We start from the raw sequence: 21172 nt of genomic DNA on the forward strand, positions 1-21172 counted from the left end.
GGCGTCACCGGCGGGACCGTCGGAGGCGTCACCGGCGGAACGGTCGGAGGCGTCACCGGCGGGACCGTCGGAGGCGTGGTGCTGGGAGGCGTCACCGGCGGGACGGTCGGAGGCGTCACCGGCGGGACCGTCGGAGGCGTGGTGCTGGGAGGCGTCACTGGTGGGACGGTCGGAGGCGTCACCGGCGGGGTGTTGACGTTGCCCCCAGGCTCGTTACCGCACCTGTTGCCGAACGCCGGGTTCAGCAGGGCGATGACGTCGACCGAGTTGCCGCACGCGTTCACCGGAACGTCCACCGGGGCCTGGGCATGGTTGCCCGACAGGACGCCGGGCGAGCCCTGGGTCCTGCCGGACGCCGAGGAGCCGGAGGAGCCGCCCTGCGAACCCGAGCCGTTGGTGCAGGAGTTCCCGAAGGTCGGGTTGAGCGCGCCGATCACGTTGACAGTGTTGCCGCAGGCGTTCACCGGTACGTGCACCGGAACCTGAACGCTGTTGCCCGACGCGACGCCGGGCGAGTCCGTAGCGCTGGCGTCCGCGTGCGAGTCCGCGAACACGGGGGTGCCGTACAGGGACAGGATGCTCGTCGCGGCCGCGGCCACGACCATTCCCCTACTCAGGTTCTGTCGCAATCTCGTTGTCTTCCTGCTTGAAAGAAGTGAGGAAAGCCGGCCTTGGAGCCGAAAGAGCGACCCAAGGCCGACCGTGATCCAGCCGGGAAGGCTGGTGCTGTCGCGTCAGCCGTTGGCGCAGCTGTTGCCGAACGCCGGGTTCAGCAGGGCGATGACGTCGACGGTGTTGCCGCACACGTTGACGGGGACGTGAATGGGGACCTGAATCACATTGCCCGAGAGGACACCCGGCGAGCCGACGGCGGAACCCTGGGCACCGGCGTCCGCGAAGGCCGGGGCACCCATCCCCAGGGCCATGATCGCGCCGGCGACAACAACAGCGCTCTTCTTGTGCTTCACGTAATTTCCCTTCTCTGCGGTCATGGCCCTATGACGGCCGAAACCGAGCGAGCACACCTTGAGCGGCTCGCACCACGACCTGCAGTCTGTAAACGATGGAGGACCGTCCGAAGAAACTAAAGAACGTGCGCCGCTTGGGAATTCACTCGAATCGCCCTGTACTCGAATCGGCACCGACGTGCACACGAACACCCATACGCGAAGGAACGGTTCCCTTAAATACCTTCTGCGAGGCCGACAGGATCTGAACGACTGCTTGACGTCGCGCCCACCGGCGGACGTGGTGCCGCGGTCGTCATCGACCTGCTCTCGCAATCAACCCGGCGATCCTGGACTGGTTTCGGTGATTCACCCGATCAGCCCTATTGGGCCATCAGGGTGAATGGGAGCAACCAAGGGCATCCGCGGCGGTTGAACCAAAGCGCTCCGATGGACGGGGTTTCTTCAGAATGGATCCAGCCAGTGATCAAGAAGGTTATGACCGCCGCCGCGGTCACCGTTTGCGCCGTCGGCGCTTCCGCTGCTGCCGCGCCGCAGGCCCTGGCGATCGGGAATGACGGTGGGACGACGTCCGTCAGCGGCGCCGGTGCCACCCAGTCGTTCGGCAACTCGGCGACCACGGGGAACATGAGCCCGCAGATGGGGCTCATCCAGGGCTCGCTGAACAAGCCCTGCGTCGGCCTGCCCGCCAAGGCCAACGTGGGCTCGCTCGTCGGCGTCGTCCCGATCGCCGTCCAGGACATCCCGGTCCTGTCGGCCCCGCAGAACCAGCAGTGCGTCGAGAACTCCACCCAGGCCAAGGGCGACGAACCGCTCTCGCACATCCTGGACCAGATCCCGGTCCTGTCCGGCAACGGTGTCGGCAACAAGTAGCACGCTTTCCGTCGGCGGGCCGCAGAACTCTCGGCGGCCCGCCGGCCCATCTTCTTTACGTGACCATTCACTTGCCGAGTCACGTCACGAGTCACGTGTCGAAGAGAAGGCCCCGCCGTGTCCGGCGAAACTCGACAACGGGGTTCCTGGTCGCGGCGCCGCACAGGCCACGGGGCAGGCACGTCCTGACCGATGCGGTGGCGATGGCGCGGATCGGCCGCACGCTGCTCGGCGCCGCCCGGACCTGATCCGCCACACGTCGGCCAGATCGACCACTACGTGTCGGTTCAGAGGAGCTCACTGGCGTGTCGGGCGACGGGACGAACACCCCGCATGCTGGGCCAAATGGGGCACTACCCGCAACCCTTGGGCGGTCTGCCCAGTTGATGATCATGCAGCTCCCCAACAGGAGTCCGCTTTCCGAAGGGAATGAACATGAAGAAGCTGTGGGCAACCGCGGCTATCGCCGCTTCTGTCGCCGGTATCTCGGCCGCGGCCGCCCCCCAGGCCCTGGCGATCGGCGACGACGGTGGCACGACGTCCGTCAGCGGCTACGGCGCCTCGCAGTCGTTCGGCAACTCGGCGACCTACGGCAGCATGAGCCCGCAGATGGCGCTCATCCAGGGCTCGCTGAACAAGCCCTGCGTCGGCCTGCCCGCCAAGGCCAACGTGGGCTCGCTCGTCGGCGTCGTCCCGATCGCCGTCCAGGACATCCCGGTCCTGTCGGCCCCGCAGAACCAGCAGTGCGTCGAGAACTCCACCCAGGCCAAGGGCGACGAACCGCTGTCGCACATCCTGGACGACATCCCGGTCCTGTCGGGCAACGGCACGAACAACAGCTGATCCCAGCACCGCGAGAGCGGGCCGCCGAGCACCTCGGCGGCCCGCTCTTCGCGTACTCGGTGGCCCTCTTGGCGTACTCGGCGAACCACCCTTCGCCGCTCACTTCCCGTACACCGCCTTGGAGTGAACGCACGGACGGACTCGGCACGGGAGACCGCCTCCGGCCGCCTGGAAGAACGGGTTGAGCTTGCGGGCGACGAGGAGCCAGTGCTGATGGCGTTCTCGGGACGCGCAAGGACTCCGGGCCCGGCCAGTACGCCGCACACTGCCGCCAAGTCCTTACCGCCGCCGCTATCCCATGAGTCCACTCGCCCGCTCCACCGCGTCCGCCAGGTCGTCCACCGCCTTGTCCTCCGCGGCGGACGCCACCCGGTGGGCGCGGTCGGCGAGTTCGCCCAGCGGGAGGGCGCCGGGGAGCGGGTTCGCCTTGTCGTCGCCCGTGCGCAGGTCGTCGGCGAAGTACGCGGCCACGGCGTCGACCTGGAGACGGGTGGAGGAGGTCCACAGGTCCTCGTCGAGGGAGCCGGTCTCCAGTTGGCCGGACTCCTCGTGCGGGGCGCGGGTTTCGGGGTCGAGCCAGCGGACGCTCGCGGTGGCGAGGTGGCCGGAGGCGCCGGGCCTGGTGCGGACCGCGTAGAGGGCGGTGACCGTGTGGCCGGGTCCGACCTCGCCGCCGTCCACGCGGTCGTTGCGGAAGTCCTCGTCGGCGACCTGACGGTCGTCGTATCCGATCAGCCGGAACTGCTTGACGGTCTGAGGGTCGAAGGCGACCTGTGCCTTGGCGTCGCGGGCCGTGAGGTCGATGTTCTGCGGGAGCTGCTCGCAGAAGACCTTGCGGGCGTCCTCGAGGGTCGAGACGTACGTGGTGTGGCCGTCGCCCTTGTCGGCGAGGCGCTCCATGAGGGCGTCGCCGTACTCGCTGCCCACGCCGACGCCGAAGAGGGTGATGCCGTGTTCGCGGCGGGCGGTGGAGATGTTCTCGAGGATGGCGTCCGCGTCGGTCTCGCCGGTGTTGGCGAGGGCGTCGGAGATCAGCACGACGCGGTTGGTGGCGCCCTCGCGCAGGCCCTTGACGGCCGTGGCGTACCCGGTGCGCACGCCCGCGCCGAGGTTGGTCGACTCCGTCGGTTCCAGTCCCCTGATCACGTCGTAGATGCGGTCGCGATGGTGGCCGAGGCGGGTCATCGGGAGCACGGTCCGGGCCTCGTCGCTGAAGGTGACCACGGCTATCGAGTCGTCGTCGCGCAGCCGGTCCGTCATCACGCCGAGGGCGTCCTTGGCGAGGTCGAGTCGGCCGGGCTCGCCCATGGAGCCGGATATGTCGATGACGAAGGTGAGCGCGGCGGGCGGGCGCTCACCGCTCTGGGAGGCGTCGCGGGTGGCGAGGCCGACGCGAACCAGCGACCAGTCCTTCTCCCGGGTGCGGGCACCGTCGACGGTGACCGAGAAGCCGTTGCCGTCGGGGCGCCGGTAGTCCTGCCGGAAGCTGTTGACGAACTCCTCGGGGCGGACGGTCGACGCCTCGGGCAGCCGGCCGTCGGCGAGGGCGCGGCGGGCGTAGCCGTAGGAGGCGGTGTCGACGTCGAGGGCGAAGGTGGAGAGGTAGTCGGGGGACGGCGCGAACTCGCGGTTCGCGTCGCCCGTCGGCGTGTCCTTCTGTTCGCCCTGGGAGGTGCCGGAGGTCCGGTTCGGGGCGGGCTGCGGGAACCCGCGTCCGCCGGACTTGTTCGAACCGTCCGTCGAGGAGCCGTTGCTGTCGCTCGCGCCGCAGCCGGTGAGGAGCAGGCCGCCCGCGAGCGTCAGGCCGATCAGGGCGGCGACCGGTCGCCACGGTCGCCCGATCCTCGGCTGCCGCCGCGGTCGCCCTGTGTGTTCGTCGTTCCCCGTCAGTGTCATCCGTGCCCCCTCGGTGAGTCGCCTGTTCGCCGGCTGTCTGCCGACGTCGTTGGGCCGACGTCTGTGACTGTGACGCCCGAGGGGGCCCGGATGTGCGCTACGGAGCGTTGCGGATGGATCTCGAAGCGGCCACGAAGGGCGGTCGTCGAGACCGGTAGGTGACGCTCCGGAGATCTACGACACGATGTCCTTGCGCCGGAAACCCCGGAAGGCCAGGGCGAACAGGACGAGGGCGTACGTTATCGAAATCGCGGTGCCCTGGATCATGCCGCCCCACTCCGGGTTGGGCTGGATGGCGTCGGCCCAGGCGAACTGCCAGTGTGCGGGCAGGAAGTCGCGCCAGTGGCCGAGGGCGGTGACCGCGTCCAGGACGTTCCCCACGATCGTCAGGCCGACCGCGCCGCCGACCGCGCCCAGGGGCGCGTCCGTCTTGGTGGACAGCCAGAACGCGAGCCCCGCCGTGACGAGTTGGGACACGAAGACGTACGCGATGACCACGAGGAGCCGCTGGGCCGCGGTGCCGGCGGAGAGCGCGCCGCCGGTGGGGATCTCCAGCGGCCCCCAGCCGTACGCCGCCGTGCCCACCGCTATGGCGACGATCGGCAGCAGCACCATGGCGGCGAGGCTGAGGCCGAGGGCGACGGTGAGCTTGGACCACAACAGCCGGGCCCGCGGTACGGGGGCCGCGAGCAGATAGCGCAGCGAGGACCAGCTCGCCTCGGAGGCGATCGTGTCCCCGCAGAACAGCGCGACGGGGATGACCAGCAGGAAGCCCGCGGAGACGAAGAGGTTCACCGCGGCGAAGTTGGCGCCCGACGCGGTCGCCGTGTCCATCAGGGTGACCTGCCCGTTGCGCGAGCCCGGGTCACCGCCGATCGCGAACGCGACGACGAGGACGAAGGGCAGCACCGCGAGGATCGCGCCCATGACGAGCGTGCGGCGCCGCTTCAACTGCCGCAGCAGCTCTACGCGGAGCGGCAGCGTGTGCCGCGCCCGGTAGCCGTCCGCCGTCTCGGCCCGTTCGACGAGCGTGCTCATGCGGCACCTCCGATCAGGGTGAGGAACGCGTCCTCCAGCCGACGGTGGGGGCCCACCGACCGCACGGGGACTTCCAGTCGTACGAGTTCCACGAGCAGGCGTTCGGCGCTGCCGCCCTCGTCGAGGCGGACCAGCAGCCCGCCCTCGGCGGCGACGGCCGAGGCCACGCCGGGCAGCGCGCCGACCTTCTCGACGACCGGCCCCTCCACGGGCTCACCCGTACCCACGAGCAGGGTGTCGCCGGAGCCGACGATCTCGCTCACCGGGCCGGCCTGGATCAGCCGGCCGCGGTCCATGACCACCAGGTGGGTGCAGGACTGCTCGACCTCGGCCAGCAGGTGGCTGGAGACGATGACCGTGCGGCCCGCGGCGGCGTAGCGGATCATGACCTCGCGCATCTCGCGGATCTGGGGCGGGTCGAGACCGTTGGTCGGCTCGTCGAGGATGAGGAGGTCCGGAAGACCCAGCATCGCCTGGGCGATGGCCAGGCGCTGGCGCATGCCCTGGGAGTAGGTGCGGACCGCGCGGGCCAGCGCGTCGCCCAGGCCCGCGATCTCCAGCGCCTCCTCCATGTGGGCGTCCTCGGCCGGACGGCCCGTCGCCTGCCAGTACAGCTCCAGGTTCTCGCGGCCCGAGAGGTGCGGCAGGAAGCCCGCGCCCTCGACGAACGCCCCGACCCGGGAGAGCACCGGGGCGCCGGGCCGGATCGCGTGCCCGAAGACGCGGATCTCGCCGCCGTCGGGCTTGATGAGGCCCATCAGCATGCGCAGCGTGGTCGTCTTGCCCGCGCCGTTCGGTCCCAGCAGGCCCAGGACCTGGCCCTTCTCCACGCGGAACGACAGGTCCCGTACCGCGTACCGGTCCGCCGACTTCGCGTACCGCTTGCTCAGGTCGGTGATCTGGAGCGGGACTTCGGCGAGCTCGGGGTCGGGTGCGACCGGGGCCGTACGGCGACGACCGGTCAGCAGGAGTGCGGCGGCGGCGAGCGCGCCGGCCAGGGGCAGCCACCACACCCAGGAGGGCAGCGCGGCGGCGGCGGTCTTCACGCCGGGCGCGGTGGGCACGTGCAGGTCGCTCTTCAGGGAGACCGTGTACGTCGCCGGGGCCGCCGGTGAGGCGTAGCCGAGGTCCGTCGAGGCGAGGACCAGGCGCAGCCGGTGGCCCTTCTGGATCTCGTGGTCGACTGCGGGCAGCACGATCGTGACGTCCTTGCCCGCCTTCGCGCCGGTCACCCGCACGGGCGCCACCAGCTGCGAGGGCAGTACCGGCTGGGTGGCGCCCGGCCCGACGTCGTACACCTTCCCGAAGAGGACCGCGTCGTCGGTGCTCGACCGGACGTGGACGGTCACGGTCGGCGCCCCGGTGATCCGCAGGTCGCCGCGGAGCGCCGAGGAGTCGAACCGCGCGTACTGGCCCGGGAAGTCGAGGGACACTCCGAGCCCGAGCGCGGACAGCTGGGACAGGCCGCCGGTGCCGCCGAGTCCGGGGAGGGCGGAGATCGCGGGCGGACTCGCGCCCGCGGGGTTCTGGAAGGTCTGCTCGCGTCGGCCGTCGCTCAGCGCGATGGCGCGCTCGGCGCTCTCCAGGCCGGGGTAGACGTCCCCGCTCGCGCCCCGCAGCCGCGCGGCGCCGTCGGTGGAGTCGATGCCGCCGGTGCGGGTGATGCGGAAGGCGGGACCGGTGTCGGCGTTCTTGTCGTCCTTCAGATAGCGGTCGAACCAGGAGCCGACACGGGCCTCGACGCGGCTCGTCTCCGGGTCGCCGCCGTCGTGCCCGCCGGCGATCCAGTCGACGTCCACGGGCGCGCCGTTGGCCCGGATCGCCTTGGCCATCGCGTCGGCCTGGCCGAGCGGGAAGAGGGAGTCGGTCTGGCCCTGCAGGATGAGCGTGGGCACCTTGATGCGGTCGCCGACGGCGGACGGCGAGCGTTGCTCCAGCAGGGCGCGCGCCTGGGCGTCCGGCTTCCCCGACTCCGCCACCCGGTTGTACATCGCGCACAGCTGCGCCTCGAAGCGGTCGCAGCCGCCGCCGGTGTTGATGAAGATGCCGGCCCAGAGCTTCTTGAACACGTCGTTCGGGAAGAGCGCGTCCGCCAGGTTCCAGTACGTGATCGAGGGGGCGATCGCGTCGACCCTCTTGTCGTACCCGGCGGCCAGCAGGGAGATCGCTCCGCCGTACGAGCCTCCGGCGACTCCCACGCGCGGGTCGCCGCTCTTGTCGAGCCGGACCTCGGGCCGCTTGGCCAGCCAGTCGATGAGCTTGGAGACGTCGGCGACCTCGCCCTTGGGGTCGTTCAGCCCGATCTTGCCGGTGGAACGGCCGAAGCCGCGCGCCGACCAGGTCATCACCGCGTATCCGTCGCGGGCGAGTTGCTCCGCCTCCCGCCGCATGTCGTCCTTGCTGCCGCCGAAGCCGTGCCCGAGGAGCACGGCGGGGCGGCGGCCGGAGCCCGCGGTGAAGAACGACGTGTCGATGTTCACCCCGGCGCCCGTGGTCATCACACGGTCGGTGCGGTGGACAGCCGGCCCGTCGTCCGAGGCGACAGCGGTCCACGTACCGGCGCCGGCGAGCACGACGACGGCGGCCGCGGCGGCGAACCACCGTCGGCGTCCTCGCCGTGCGGGCCCGCGCAGTCGGGGCAGTCGAAGATCCATGTGTCAACGGTACGGGCCGCCACCGACAACGAAGGCAGCCGCCGGTCTGAACCCGCACCCCTCCTCCGGGCGTACGAGGCCCCTCCCGTATACCGCGCCCGTGGTACGAGCCCGCTCGGGCATCTTCACGAGCGCGGTGGTGACGTGGGACTTCGCGTGCACCCCGGAGGGCTCAGGCCTGGACGTCCTCCGGGATCGACACCAGCCAGCGGGTCTCGCGGCGCGGGCGGAGGTAGAAGGCCCAGTAGAGGGTGGCGACGGCTGTGATGCCGCCGGTCCACAGCAGGTACGTCGCCTCCTGCTGGCTCAGGATGTAGGCGAGGACCGCGATCAGGAGCACCGGCATCGCGGGCCACAGCGGCATGCGCCAGGCCGGGGTGTGGCGGTGCTGGCCGCGCCGGGCGAGCAGGGCGGCGACCGCGACGAGCAGGTACATGGCCGTCACCGAGACGCCCGTGACGCCGTACAGGGTGTCCAGGTTGACGAAGCACAGGAGGGCGCCGGGGACGCCCACCAGGAGGGTGGCGACCCACGGGGAGCCGAAGCGGCCGAGGCGGGAGAGGCTCTGGTTGATCGGCTCGGGCCAGGCCTTGTCACGGGCGGAGGCGAACAGCACCCGGGAGTTCTGGATGACCATGACGATGCCCGCGTTGATGATCGCGAGGGCGACGCAGAGGCTGACGAAGGTGCCGACGGCGGAGTTGGACCAGGCGGTGACCATGCTGCTGATGTCGCCGCCGGTGAGGGTGGACAGGTCCGAGGCACCCATGGTGATCGCGACGACCGGGACCAGGATGATCACGGTCGAGATGGCGAGGGTGGCCAGGACCGTACGGGCGACGTTGCGGCGCGGGTTCTCCAGTTCCTCGGAGAGGTAGACCGCGGTCGAGAAGCCCTGGGTGATGAAGAGGGCGATCGCGAGCCCCGAGACCACCAGCATGGCTGTCACGGTGTCCGTGTGACCGCCGGAGCCCGCCACCTGCATCGAGGTGAGGCTGCCCACGCCGCGCCGGCTGTGCGTGAAGCCCAGCACCGCCACGACGGCCGCCGCGATGACCTCCAGGACGAGGAAGACGCCGGTGATCCAGGCGTTGGCCCGCAGGTCGAGCAGGCCCGCGAGGGTGGCCAGGAGCATCACGCCCGCGCCCGCCATCGACGGGTTGAGGTGCACGATCGGCGCCAGGTAGTCCGCGGTGCCCATCGCGATCACCGGCGGCACGATCATGACGACGAGGAGGGAGAGCACGAAGACCAGCCAGCCCGCGAGTCGTCCGGCCATCGTCGACACCATGGCGTACTCGCCGCCCGCGCTGGGGATGAGGGTGCCCAGCTCCGAGTAGCAGAACGCCACGGCGATACAGAGCAGCGAGCCGATCGCGATGGTGAGCGCGGTCGCCGTACCGAGGGACGAGAACAGGTCGGGTACGACCACGAAGAGCGTGGAGGCGGGCGTCACGCACGAGAGCGTCAGCAGGGTGCCGCCGACGATGCCGATGGAGCGCTTGAGCTTTTGGGGGCTCCCGGAGGCCGTGGGGGCGGCGTCCGGGAGGGCCTGCTCGACAGGGCGGAGCGTGTCGGTCATGAAGCGGTTCCGATCGACTCATGCGTCAGAAGACGACTCGTGCGTCAGGTGATTCGGTCGGGAGCGCTATCGCCTCCGGCGGCTCGCGTCGTTCATCTCGTCGTCCGCTCCCGGCGTTGATGGAACCTTGACGGAAACCGTTGCGTCAATGGCCGTTTACCTACGGAATCCGCACCGGCGAAGCGACGCAGGTCACATCGCTTTCCCAGGCCCCGACGCCTACATGTTGCAATCATCAAGACTCATCGAACTGTGACCTTGCTTTCGAAGGTCATAACAACAAACTGCCTATGGTATCCGTTTCATCACCTCATGACGAGAACCGCAGTCGAGGCCTCGAAATTCACCAGGATTGGTCCGCACTCCGGGACGGCCGGGATGACCGGATGCGGCGCGGGGGCCACGAAGAAGACCGCCGGGGCGGTCAGCCACGACGAGACCATGGACATGGGCCCGGGCAGCACTCCCGTCACCATGACGGGCACCTACTCCTGGCGCGGCGGGTACGCCTTCGACGTCATGACGGCCGCCGAAGCCGTCGACATGCGGGATCTGACGGCGTCCGCGACCATCCGCATGGTGTTCGTCGACGGCGCCTACTACTACGGCGTCGACCCGCAGCCCTCCGGCCCGCTCAAGGGCAAGGAGTGGATGAAGGTCGACGGGCCGGCGGTGTTCGGCGAGAAGGGCTCCGCGAAGTTCAGCGGGCACCACGGCGGCAGCAGTCCGACGGCCTCCCTGCAGGCGCTCAGGCACGCCACCGACGTGAAGGACCTCGGCCGGGCGCCCGTGAACGGGCGGAGCGCCACCCACTACGCCCCCGTGATCGACCGGGCGCACAAGGGCAGGCTGGAGGAGGCCTTCGACGGCGAGAACGCCCTCCTGGACTCGTTCTTCACCATGGCCGACTCGATCACCACGGACATCTGGGTCGACGCCGAGGGCCTGCCGGTCCGGCTGGCGCAGGAGATCAGCAACATGAGGGTCACCATGGACTTCGCGAAGTTCGGCGCCACGGCCGGGGTCGAGGCTCCGCCCGCCGCGCGGACCGGTGACATGACCGAGGAGCTGAGGGCCGCCGCCCAGCAGCAGAGCTGAGCACGCGAACACGGCGGTGCCCCGCCCCCCGGTCAGAGGGCGGGGCACCGGCGGGTCGCTCAGTGGTTGCGCGGGAAGCCCAGGTCCACGCCCGTCGGGGCGTCGGCCGGGTCCGGCCAGCGGGTGGTGACGACCTTGCCGCGGGTGTAGAAATGCGTGCCGTCGTTGCCGTAGATGTGGTGGTCCCCGAAGAGGGAGTCCTTCCAGCCACCGAACGAGTGGTAGCCGACGGGCACCGGGATCGGCACGTTCACGCCGACCATGCCCGCCTCGACCTCCAGCTGGAAGCGGCGGGCCGCGCCGCCGTCCCGGGTGAAGATCGCGGTGCCGTTGCCGAAGGGCGACGCGTTGATGAGGGCGACACCCTCCTCGTAGGTGTCCACACGCAGCACGCACAGCACCGGGCCGAAGATCTCGTCCTTGTACGCGTCCGAGGTCACCGGCACCCTGTCGAGCAGCGAGAGGCCGATCCAGTGGCCGTCCTCGTACCCCTCGACCGTGTACCCGGTGCCGTCGAGGACGACCTCGGAGCCCTGCGCCGCCGCGCCCTTGACGTAGGACGCCACCTTGTCGCGGTGCACGGCCGTGATCAGCGGACCCATCTCGGAGGTCGGGTCGTTGCCGGGGCCGATCTTGATCTTCTCGGCGCGCTCGCGGATCTTCTCCACCAGCACGTCGCCGACCGAGCCGACCGCGACGACGGCGGAGATGGCCATGCAGCGCTCGCCGGCGGAACCGTAGGCGGCCGACACCGCGGCGTCGGCGGCCGCGTCCAGGTCGGCGTCCGGGAGGACCAGCATGTGGTTCTTGGCACCGCCCAGGGCCTGCACACGCTTGCCGTTCGCGGAGGCCGTGGTGTGGATGTAGCGGGCGATCGGGGTCGAGCCGACGAAGGACACCGCCTTGACGTCCGGGTGCTCCAGGAGGCGGTCGACGGCCACCTTGTCACCGTGGACGACGTTGAAGACGCCGTCGGGCAGACCGGCCTCCGCGAGCAGCTCGGCGACCTTCATGGACGCCGACGGGTCCTTCTCGGAGGGCTTCAGCACGAAGGTGTTGCCGCACGCGATGGCGATCGGGAACATCCACATCGGCACCATGGCCGGGAAGTTGAACGGCGTGATGCCCGCGACGACGCCCAGCGGCTGCCGGATCGACGCCACGTCGACCTTGGAGGCCACCTCGGTCGACAGCTCGCCCTTCAGCTGCACGGTGATCCCGCACGCCAGGTCGACGATCTCCAGACCGCGCGCCACCTCGCCGAGCGCGTCCGAGTGCACCTTGCCGTGCTCGGCGGTGATCAGCTCGGCGATCGCGTCCCGGTTCGCGTCGAGCAGCGCCCGGAACTTGAAGAGGATCGTGGACCGCTTGGCCAGCGAGGACTGGCCCCAGGTCACGTACGCGTCCTTGGCGGCGGCGACCGCGGCGTCCACCTCGTCGACGGTCGCGAAGGCGACCTGTGTGGTCACGGCACCGGTCGCCGGGTCGGTGACCGGCCCGTACGTACCCGACGCACCCTCGACGGTCTTGCCACCGATCCAGTGGTTGACGGTCTTCGTCATGGCCAAAAACTCCTTCACAGATGGCGGCGTCGGGCGGCGACGTGCCGGTCGTACTCCTCACGTGCCTTGACCGCCGACGATCGGGTCGCGGTCTCGGCCACAGGTACATCCCACCAGGCTTGGGCCGGGGGCGCGCCCGACACAGTGTCTGCCGTTTGTGTCTCCACGTAGACACATGTGGGAGTGTCCGCGGCGCGCGCCTCGGCAAGGGCCGCCCGCAGGTCACGGACGGTCTTCGCGCGCAGCACCCGCATGCCGAGGCTGGCCGCGTTGGCGGCGAGATCGACGGGCAGCGGCGCCCCCGTGTACGTACGGTCCTCGGAGCGGTAGCGGTAGGCGGTGCCGTACCGCTCGGCGCCCACGGACTCGGAGAGGCCGCCGATGGAGGCGTACCCGTGGTTCTGGAGTATGAGGACCTTGATCGCGACGCCCTCCTGCACGGCGGTGACGATCTCGGTCGGCATCATCAGGTAGGTGCCGTCGCCGACCAGCGCCCACACGGGCCGGTCGGGGGCCGCCATCCGGACGCCGATCGCGGCCGGGATCTCGTAGCCCATGCACGAGTAGCCGTACTCGACGTGGTACTGGTCGCGCGACCGGGCCCGCCACAGTTTGTGCAGGTCGCCGGGGAGCGAGCCGGCCGCGTTGATCAGGATGTCGTCCTCGGTGACGAGCTCGTCGAGGACGCCGAGGACCTGCGGCTGGGTGGGCCGGATGTCGATGTCCTCGGCCTCGTACGCCGCGTCGACGCGGTACTCCCAGCGCTCCTTGTCGTCCGTGTACTCGGTGGCGTACGCGGGCTCGACGCGGTGCCCGTGCAGCAGCAGCGCCTCGGTGAGCGCTTCAAGCCCGGCCCGCGCGTCCGCGATCAGCGGGATCCCCGACAGCTTGTGGCCGTCGTACGGCGCGATGTTGAGGTTCAGGAAGCGGACGTTCGAGGCGGTGAAGAGGGTGCCGGAGGCGGTGGTGAAGTCGGTGTAGCGGGTACCGACGCCGATCACCAGGTCGGCAGTGCGGGCGAGCTCGTCCGCGGTCGCCGTGCCGGTGTGGCCCACGCCGCCGACGTCCTGCGGGTGGTCCCACTTCAGTGATCCCTTACCCGCCTGCGTGGAGGCGACGGGGATGCCGGTGGCGGCGGCGAGTTCGGCGAGCACGTCCTCGGCACGGCTGTGGTGCACCCCGCCACCCGCGACGATCAGCGGGCGCCGGGCCTCACGGATCGCCGTGACGGCGGCGGCCAACTCGGAGGCGTCGGCCGCCGGACGGCGCACGGTCCAGGTCCGCTCCCGGAAGAACTCCTCCGGCCAGTCGTACGCCTCCGCCTGCACGTCCTGCGGCAGCGCGAGCGTGACGGCGCCGGTCTCGACCGGGTCGGTGAGCACGCGCATGGCCTGCAGGGCGGCGGGGATCAGCGCCTCGGGCCGGGTGACGCGGTCGAAGTACTTCGACACCGGGCGCAGACAGTCGTTGACCGACACATCGCCCGCGTAGGGGACCTCGAGCTGCTGGAGGACCGGGTCGGCGGGGCGGGTCGCGAAGATGTCGCCGGGCAGCAGGAGCACCGGGAGGTGGTTGATCGTCGCGAGCGCGGCGCCGGTGACGAGGTTGGTGGCGCCGGGTCCGATGGAGGTGGTCACGGCGTGCGCCGACAGCCGGTTGGACTGGCGTGCGTAGCCGACCGCCGCGTGCACCATCGACTGCTCGTTACGGCCCTGGTGGTACGGCATCTCGTCGGCGTACTCGATCAGTGCCTGGCCGAGTCCGGCGACGTTGCCATGACCGAAAATGCCCCAGGTCGCGCCGATCAGCCGCTGCCGCTCACCGTCCCGCTCCGTGTACTGGGCGGCCAGGAAGCGCACCAGCGCCTGTGCGACCGTCAGCCTCGTCGTTGAGGTCATCGGTATCCCTCTGTGCTCTCTAGGTGTCCCGGGTGGAAGCAGATCCGCCACTCCCTGTCCTCGCCCGGTCCGGCCATCACGTTCAGGTAGTACATGGTGTGGCCGGGCTGGGCGATGGACGGGCCGTGCCATCCGTCGGGGACGAGGACGGCATCGCCGGTGCGGACCTCGGCGAGGACGTCGGATCCGCCCTCGCGCGAAGGGAATACGCGCTGATAGCCGAATCCGTTCGGGCCGTCGATCTCGAAGTAGTAGATCTCCTCCAGCTCCGACTCGACACCGGGCCGGTGCTCGTCGTGCTTGTGCGGCGGATACGAGGACCAGTTGCCGCCGGGGGTGATGACCTCGACGGCGATGAGCTTGTCGCACTCGAAGGCGTCGGCGGAGGCGAAATTGCGCACCTGACGTGCGCAGTTGCCACTGCCTCGGTCTTCGACGGGGACCTCCGGCGCGGGGCCGTAGCGGGCGGGGAGTCGGCGCTCGCACTTCGCTCCTGCCAGGGCGAAGCGGCCTCCCGCACCGGAGGCGATCTGGGCCCGGGCGTCACGGGGCACGTACGCGAAGTCGGAGACCCCCGCGAACACGCTTTCCCTGCCCAGGATTTGGAACTCTTCGTCCTCTATGCGCACCGTACAGGCGCCACCGAGCGGAAGCACGATCCACTCGCTGTCGCCGGTGGTGAAGGTGTGGGTGCCGCCCGGTCCGAGTTCGACCACGCGCAGGCTGCTGTGGGTCCAGCCGGCGTACTTGGGGTCGATGTCGACGGCGTACAGCCCGCCGGCGGTGGCGCCCTTGGGCACGTACAGGCCGTCGCTCCGGGGCACGTCCGTCGTCGAGTGCGTCCTGGGGTCCGTCATCGGGTCCTCACAGCAGTCCTACGGCGGTGTCCACCGCGGCGGTCACGTCCCCGTCGGCCGGGTAGAGCAGCGAGCGGCCGACGACCAGGCCCTGCACGGTGGGCAGTTGGAGCGCGCCGCGCCACTTCTCGTACGCGCTCTCCTGGTCCTCGCCGACATCGCCGCCGAGCAGTACGGCGGGCAGGGTGGAGGTCTCCATGACCCGGGCCATGTCGTCCGGGTTGTCGGTGACGGGGACCTTCAGCCAGGTGTACGCCGAACTGCCGCCCAGACCACTGGCGATGGCGATGGACTTGATGACGGCCTCGGCACTCAGGTCGTTGACCAGCCTGCCCCCGGGGGTGCGGCGGCTGAGGAACGGTTCGACGAAGACCGGGAGATGACGCTCCGCCATCGCGTCGATCGTGCGGGCCGTGGATTCGAGGGTGTCGAGCGAGCCCGGATCGTCGTAGTCGATGCGCAGCAGCAGCTTGCCCGCGTCGAAGCCGAGCCGTTCGATGTCCTGCGGACGGTGGCCGGTGAATCGGTCGTCCAGCTCGTAGGAGGCGCCCTGGAGGCCACCGCGGTTCATCGAGCCGAGGACCACCTTGTGGTCGAGGGCGCCCAGGAGCAGCAGGTCGTCGAGGATGTCGGCGGTCGCGAGGACGCCGTCGACGCCGGGACGGGAGAGCGCGAGGCAGAGCCGTTCCAGCAGGTCCGCGCGGTTCGCCATGGCGAACTTGCGGTCGCCGACGGCGAGCGCCCCGCGGGCCGGATGGTCCGCGGCGATGATCATCAGCCGCCCGTTGTCGCCCACGAGGGGGCGGCGGGGGCGGCGCGCGGCGGCCTCGGCGATGGCTTCGGGGCGGTGGGCGCGGAGCCGGACGAGCTCCGCCGTGTCGACGGTTCGGAGCGGCGCGGAGGGAGCCGGGGGCAGCACGGGGTCTCCGCCCTCGTGTCCCACGCGTCCCGCCCTCATCGGACCGCTCCCGCCATGAGCGCGTCCTCGACCTCTTCGGGGGTCGGCATCGCGGAGGAGCACTCCAGCCGGGAGGCGACGATGGCACCGGCCGCGTTGGCGTGCCGCATGATCCGCTCCAGGTCCCAGCCGGCGAGCAGGCCGTGGCAGAGGGAACCGCCGAACGCGTCACCGGCGCCGAGGCCGTTGAGGACCGTCACCGGGAGCGGCGGGACCTCGGCCGACGTGCCGTCGCGGTGGACGGCGAGGACGCCCTTGGGGCCCTGTTTGACGACGGCGAGTTCGACGCCCGCCTTGAGGAGGGCCTCGGCCGCCGCGTGCGGTTCGCGGACGCCGGTGGCGATCTCGACCTCGTCGAGGTTGCCGACGGCGACGGTGGTGTGGCGCAGGGCCTCGGCGTAGAAGGCTCGGGCGGAGTCCTCGGGGGTGTTCCCGGCCGTGCTCTTCCAGAACATGGGCCGCCAGTCGAGGTCGAAGACCGTCGTGGCGGACTTGGCGCGGTGGGCGAGCGCGGCGAGCGTCGCCGTCCGGCTGGGCTCCTCACTCAGGCCGGTCCCGGTCACCCAGAAGATGCGCGCCTCACGGACGGCGTCCAGGTCGAGGTCGTGCGCGTCGATCTCCAGGTCCGGGGCCTTGGGCTGCCGGTAGAAGTACAGCGGGAAGTCGTCGGGCGGGAAGATCTCGCAGAACGTCACCGGGGTGGGCAGCCCGGCGACCGGGGTGACCCAGCGGTCGTCCACGCCGAAGCCGCGCAGCGCCTCGTGGAGGTACGCGCCGAAGGGGTCGTCACCGGTGCGCGTGATCACCGCCGTACGCCGTCCGAGCCGGGACGCGGCCACCGCGACGTTCGTCGCCGAGCCGCCCAGGAACTTCCCGAAGGACGTCACCTGGGCCAGCGGGACCCCCGTCTGCAACGGGTAGAGGTCCACACCGATCCGCCCCATGGTGATCAGGTCGTACGCCATCGACTTCCCTTCGCTTCGGCTCCCCCAAGGTCTAGCGCCGCGCGGGGAGCCCTGTCAACAGTTTGTCCGGACATTCGGACCAGGCCTTGACACCTCCCTCGTGCCGCCCGAAGCTGACGCCCATGACGTCGTTGTCACCGCAGGCATCACCTCAGTCCTCACTGTCCCGCATCCGGATCGGTTCGGCTCCGGACTCCTGGGGCGTCTGGTTCCCCGACGACCCTCAGCAGGTCCCCTGGCAGCGCTTCCTCGACGAGGTCTCCCAGTCCGGGTACGAGTGGATCGAGCTGGGCCCCTACGGTTACCTGCCCACGGATCCGGCGGTGCTCAAGGAGGAGACCGCGCGGCGCGGGCTCACCGTGTCGGCCGGCACCGTCTTCACCGGGCTGCACCGGGGTCCCGAGGTGTGGGACGCCACCTGGGCGCACGTCTCGGACATCGCCGCGCTCACCCAGGCGATGGGCGCCGAGCACCTCGTCGTCATCCCGGCGTTCTGGCGGGACGACAAGACGGGCGCGGTACTGGAGGACAGCGCGCTGACGCCGACGCAGTGGCGCAATCTGACCGCTCAGACCGAGCGGCTCGCCCATGAGGTGCGGGAGCGCTACGGGCTGAAGATCGTCGTCCACCCGCACGCGGACACGCACATCGACAGCGAGGAGAACGTCACGCGTTTCCTCGACGCGACCGACTCCTCCCTGGTGTCGCTGTGCCTGGACACCGGCCACTACGCGTACTGCGGCGGCGACAGCGTCAAGCTCATCGAGACCTACGGGGAGCGCATCGGCTACCTCCACCTCAAGCAGGTGGATCCGCTGGTCCTGGCCGAGGTGCGGGCGAACGAGGTGCCGTTCGGGCCCGCCGTGGCCAAGGGCGTGATGTGCGAACCGCCGTCCGGCGTACCGGCGCTCGAGCCCGTCCTCGCCGCCGCCCAGAAGCTCGACGTCGAACTCTTCGCCATCGTCGAGCAGGACATGTACCCGTGCCCGCCGGACAAGCCGCTGCCGATCGCCCAGCGCACCCGGGCGTTCCTGAGGTCCTGCGGAGCCTGACCGTCCGGCGTGACCGCTTCATAGTGTCCCGCGGAGCCTGACCCTCCGCGGGGAGCCGTGGGGCCCGTCGAGAGCCCGGGGCTCGGCGGGCCTTCCGGCGTCGCCGTGCCGCGTTGCACCATGGGGGTTCCCCGGGTGCGGGCGGCGGCGGGAGGGCCGATGGTGACGCGAATCGTCTCGCGGGCGGGGCACGGTCCCGGCGGTGCCTGGGAGACGGCCCTCGCACGGCCGCATCCACGACTGCGGCCCGGGGTGATCAGCTACCGCGGGATCCGGCTCGCGCTCGACCGGCCGCGGCGCAGGCTGGAGGCGCCGATCGGCGCGGCGACCCTGTTGCTGGGCTTCGAACAGCCCCTGCGCATCTCACGCGTGGGCCGTCCCCCCGTCACCCTCAGGTCGGTGTTCTCGGGACCGGCCACCACCGCGGCCGTCGGCGAACACGACGGACGGCTGGCGGGCATCGAGGTGCTGCTCGCCCCCTGGGCCGCGTTCACCCTCTTCGGCACACCGCAGTACGAACTCGCCGACCGCACCCTGGATCCCGACGAACTCCCGCATGGACTGGGCTCGCGGGACGCGGGCCCGGGCGGGCCCCGGCTGCGGAGCGTCGGTGAACTCTCCGCCGCGCTGGCCGCGTTGCCGGGATGGCCGGAACGCTTCGAACTGCTGGACGACGTCCTCGTGCGCTGGCGCTCGGCGGGGACGCCCGGTTCGGCACGGGTGGTGCGGGCGTGGGCGCAGCTGCAACGGACCTGGGGCGCGATGCCGGTGGCCCGGCTCGCCGAGGACGTCGGCTGGAGCGTACGGCAGTTGGAGAATCGTTTCCGGGAGCAGATCGGGCTCGGCCCCAAGGCGGCGGCCCGGGTGCTGCGCCTGGAACGGGCCCGGCGGCTGCTCGCCGCGGGACGCTCACAGGCGGAGACGGCGGTGGCCTGCGGGTTCTACGACCAGGCCCACCTCAGCGGCGAGTTCCGGGCGATGACGGGGTGCACACCGCGGGAGTTCACGGCGGCCCGCGGAGTTCAGCCCGTTCCACGGCCCGGTCCGCCGGGGGCCGATCGGATGGCCGGGGAGGCGACCAGCCTGGTGCTCTCCCCCGACCGGAGCGATCAAAGTGACCGGGGTGCGATTTTTTCCAAGACCGGTGGGCTCCGTTGATTGCAGGCTGAACATCCGGCGGCTGATCCGACGGGGGGACGCGGACGGCTTCCGAGGGGGATGCGGGGAGCTGGTGGGCCGGACCTGGAGTGGGTCCGACCCACCGCTCACGTACGCACGACGCACCCGGCCCGCCACCGGCCCCCCGCCGCGCATACGTCTCGACGGTCTCCTCGGCTCTACGGTCCCCTCGGCGCGAATGCGTCACGCGTGTCACAAAAACCACCGCCCTGTCACACATGTCGCGTGTACGCAGGTCTTGTGTCACACCCGGCCAACAGGCCCTGCCCTGCGGTCACTCTGTGTCGTTCAACGAGCGCAGGCTTTGTGATCGCCAGCGCAGCGCCCGGCTCCCCCGATGGCCACCCCCCGGCCGCCGCCGCGACGCGCGCAGGGAGGTGCCACTCATGACCGACCGTAGGCTCTGGTCGTACAAGGAGATCGCGGCGCACATCAAGGTGCAGCCGGACACCGTGCGGTCGTACCGCAAGCACGGACTGCTGCCGCCGCCCGACCACGTGGAGAGCGGGAAGCCCTACTGGTACGCGGACACCGTCCGCGCCTGGGTTGCCTCCCGCCCCGGTAACCGCGGTCGAAGAGACTGACCACGGGCCCCGCCCCGCTCGCCACACGCACTCACGGTGCCCACTCGCCGCGCCCACGCGCTGTGCCCCGCCCCTCGCCCGGTGCGGGGCACAGCCCCTGTCCGGGCTCAGCTCCACGGTTCGATGACCGTCACCCCCGCCCCCGGCGCCGTCCCCATCGCCGCCAGGGCCGCGGGGACCGCGTCCAGCGGGATGGTGGAGGTGACCAGGAGGTCGGGGCGGAGCACCCCGGCGCGGACCAGTTCGAGCATGCGGGGGTAGGCGTGTGCCTGCATGCCGTGGCTGCCCAGGAGTTCGAGTTCAAGGCCGATCACCCGGGCCATCGGAACCGCGGGGTCCTCGGGCAGCAGACCGACCTGGACGTGGCGCCCCCGGCGGCGCAGGCCGTTCACCGAGGCCGCACAGGTGACCGGGGAGCCGAGCGCGTCGAGGGAGAGGTGGGCACCGCCGCCGGTCAGTTCCCGGACCGCCGCCGCCGTGTCCCCGACCCGCGAGGCGTCCACGACCTCCACCGCGCCGAACTTCCGTGCCAGGTCCAGGGCCTGGGGTGCGAGGTCCACGGCCACGACCCGCGCCCCGGCCGCCGCCGCGATCATCACCGCCGACAGTCCCACGCCTCCGCAGCCGTGCACCGCGACCCACTCCCCCGCCGCCACCCGGCCCTGCGCGACCACCGCGCGGAACGCCGTGGCGAACCGGCAGCCCAGCGACGCCGCCGTCGCGAAGGACAGCTCGTCCGGCACCGCCACCAGGTTCACCTCGGCGTGGTCGAGTGCCACGTACTGGGCGAAGGAACCCCAGTGGGTGAACCCCGGCTGGGTCTGCCGCTCGCACACCTGCTGGTCACCCGCCGCGCAGGAGGGACACGTCCCGCAGGCGCAGACGAACGGGACGGTGACCCGGTCGCCGGGGCGCCAGCCGGTCACCCGCGCACCGACCGCCTCGACGGTCCCCGCGAGTTCGTGGCCCGGCACATGCGGCAGTGTGATGTCCGGGTCGTGCCCCATCCAGCCGTGCCAGTCGCTGCGGCACAGCCCGGTGGCCTCGACCCGCACCACCACCCCGTGCTCCGCGGGCACCGGGTCCGCCACCTCGCGCACCTCGGCCGGCTCCTCGTACCGCTCGAACACCACTGCCCGCATCCGTCTGGCCCCTCCGCCCGAAG

At 71.0% G+C, this 21172-nt stretch carries 18 protein-coding genes; 6 read left to right on the forward strand and 12 right to left on the reverse strand.

The features are described 5' to 3' along the window. Nucleotides 1-605: chaplin (locus tag KVT44_RS08595; RefSeq protein WP_217566769.1), on the reverse strand; the 605-nt coding region annotated here is incomplete at its 3' end. 129 nt (nucleotides 606-734) lie between these two features. Continuing rightward, nucleotides 735-992, reverse strand: a complete 258-nt coding sequence (locus tag KVT44_RS08600; RefSeq protein WP_099922568.1) for a chaplin — start codon at nucleotides 990-992, stop codon at nucleotides 735-737. A 438-nt stretch (nucleotides 993-1430) separates the two neighbouring features. Here KVT44_RS08600 and KVT44_RS08605 point away from each other — a divergent pair, with 438 nt between their 5' ends. Together KVT44_RS08605 and KVT44_RS08610 are read left to right on the forward strand one after the other, a co-directional pair. After that, complete coding sequence (locus tag KVT44_RS08605; RefSeq protein WP_099922567.1) at nucleotides 1431-1841, forward strand: rodlin; 411 nt, start codon at nucleotides 1431-1433, stop codon at nucleotides 1839-1841. Nucleotides 1842-2276: 435 nt separating this feature from the next. Beyond that, nucleotides 2277-2684 (forward strand): rodlin, encoded by a 408-nt coding sequence (locus KVT44_RS08610; RefSeq protein WP_099925661.1) that lies wholly within the window; start codon nucleotides 2277-2279, stop codon nucleotides 2682-2684. A 291-nt stretch (nucleotides 2685-2975) separates the two neighbouring features. Here the strand turns inward: KVT44_RS08610 and KVT44_RS08615 are convergent, their stop codons facing one another. From KVT44_RS08615 to KVT44_RS08630, 4 genes are all read right to left on the reverse strand, one after another. Then, nucleotides 2976-4580, reverse strand: coding sequence for a VWA domain-containing protein (locus KVT44_RS08615; protein ID WP_217566590.1), 1605 nt, complete (start codon nucleotides 4578-4580; stop codon nucleotides 2976-2978). A gap of 174 nt (nucleotides 4581-4754) precedes the next feature. Beyond that, nucleotides 4755-5618, reverse strand: a complete 864-nt coding sequence (locus tag KVT44_RS08620) for an ABC transporter permease (RefSeq protein ID WP_217566591.1) — start codon at nucleotides 5616-5618, stop codon at nucleotides 4755-4757. Then, the gene (locus tag KVT44_RS08625; protein WP_217566592.1) at nucleotides 5615-8272 is read right to left on the reverse strand and encodes an alpha/beta fold hydrolase; all 2658 of its coding nucleotides are present in this window, start codon (nucleotides 8270-8272) and stop codon (nucleotides 5615-5617) included. Before KVT44_RS08625 ends, KVT44_RS08620 begins: the two co-directional genes overlap by 4 nt. 172 nt (nucleotides 8273-8444) lie before the next feature. Next, the gene (locus tag KVT44_RS08630) at nucleotides 8445-9854 is read right to left on the reverse strand and encodes an APC family permease (protein WP_099922563.1); all 1410 of its coding nucleotides are present in this window, start codon (nucleotides 9852-9854) and stop codon (nucleotides 8445-8447) included. A 312-nt stretch (nucleotides 9855-10166) separates the two neighbouring features. On the opposite strand from KVT44_RS08630, the gene KVT44_RS08635 reads away from it, so the two are divergent. Next, complete coding sequence (locus KVT44_RS08635; RefSeq protein ID WP_217566593.1) at nucleotides 10167-10952, forward strand: hypothetical protein; 786 nt, start codon at nucleotides 10167-10169, stop codon at nucleotides 10950-10952. Nucleotides 10953-11011: 59 nt separating this feature from the next. On the opposite strand, the gene mmsA is transcribed toward KVT44_RS08635, so the two are convergent. Genes mmsA through iolC form a run of 5 tightly spaced genes read right to left on the reverse strand, consistent with a single transcriptional unit; the run spans nucleotide 11012 to nucleotide 17192 of the window. Continuing rightward, nucleotides 11012-12514, reverse strand: coding sequence for a CoA-acylating methylmalonate-semialdehyde dehydrogenase (gene mmsA / locus KVT44_RS08640; RefSeq protein WP_217566594.1), 1503 nt, complete (start codon nucleotides 12512-12514; stop codon nucleotides 11012-11014). Between the two features lie 14 nt (nucleotides 12515-12528). Further along, a complete protein-coding gene (iolD, locus tag KVT44_RS08645) occupies nucleotides 12529-14412 on the reverse strand; it encodes a 3D-(3,5/4)-trihydroxycyclohexane-1,2-dione acylhydrolase (decyclizing) (protein ID WP_217566595.1) in 1884 nt (627 codons plus the stop codon). Continuing rightward, on the reverse strand, nucleotides 14409-15269 hold the full coding sequence (iolB, locus tag KVT44_RS08650; protein WP_217566596.1) for a 5-deoxy-glucuronate isomerase: 861 nt from the start codon (nucleotides 15267-15269) through the stop codon (nucleotides 14409-14411). Before iolB ends, iolD begins: the two co-directional genes overlap by 4 nt. 7 nt (nucleotides 15270-15276) lie before the next feature. Further along, nucleotides 15277-16227, reverse strand: coding sequence for a deoxyribose-phosphate aldolase (locus KVT44_RS08655; protein ID WP_254649132.1), 951 nt, complete (start codon nucleotides 16225-16227; stop codon nucleotides 15277-15279). Beyond that, nucleotides 16224-17192, reverse strand: a complete 969-nt coding sequence (gene iolC, locus KVT44_RS08660) for a 5-dehydro-2-deoxygluconokinase (protein WP_217566597.1) — start codon at nucleotides 17190-17192, stop codon at nucleotides 16224-16226. The genes KVT44_RS08655 and iolC overlap by 4 nt, the downstream gene beginning before the upstream one ends. A gap of 122 nt (nucleotides 17193-17314) precedes the next feature. Here iolC and KVT44_RS08665 point away from each other — a divergent pair, with 122 nt between their 5' ends. From KVT44_RS08665 to KVT44_RS08675, 3 genes are all read left to right on the forward strand, one after another. Next, nucleotides 17315-18244 (forward strand): sugar phosphate isomerase/epimerase, encoded by a 930-nt coding sequence (locus KVT44_RS08665; RefSeq protein ID WP_217566598.1) that lies wholly within the window; start codon nucleotides 17315-17317, stop codon nucleotides 18242-18244. A gap of 159 nt (nucleotides 18245-18403) precedes the next feature. Next, nucleotides 18404-19402 carry an AraC family transcriptional regulator gene (locus KVT44_RS08670; RefSeq protein ID WP_217566599.1) on the forward strand — a complete coding sequence of 333 codons (999 nt, stop codon included), beginning with the start codon at nucleotides 18404-18406 and terminating at the stop codon, nucleotides 19400-19402. Nucleotides 19403-19809: 407 nt separating this feature from the next. Continuing rightward, nucleotides 19810-20007 (forward strand): AlpA family transcriptional regulator, encoded by a 198-nt coding sequence (locus KVT44_RS08675; RefSeq protein WP_054231835.1) that lies wholly within the window; start codon nucleotides 19810-19812, stop codon nucleotides 20005-20007. Nucleotides 20008-20114: 107 nt separating this feature from the next. Here KVT44_RS08675 and KVT44_RS08680 read toward each other — a convergent pair whose 3' ends face one another. After that, on the reverse strand, nucleotides 20115-21149 hold the full coding sequence (locus tag KVT44_RS08680) for a zinc-dependent alcohol dehydrogenase family protein (RefSeq protein WP_217566600.1): 1035 nt from the start codon (nucleotides 21147-21149) through the stop codon (nucleotides 20115-20117). Nucleotides 21150-21172: the final 23 nt, after the last annotated feature.

It is taken from the genome of Streptomyces sp. GbtcB7, assembly GCF_019091445.1.
GTDB lineage: Bacteria > Actinomycetota > Actinomycetes > Streptomycetales > Streptomycetaceae > Streptomyces > Streptomyces mirabilis.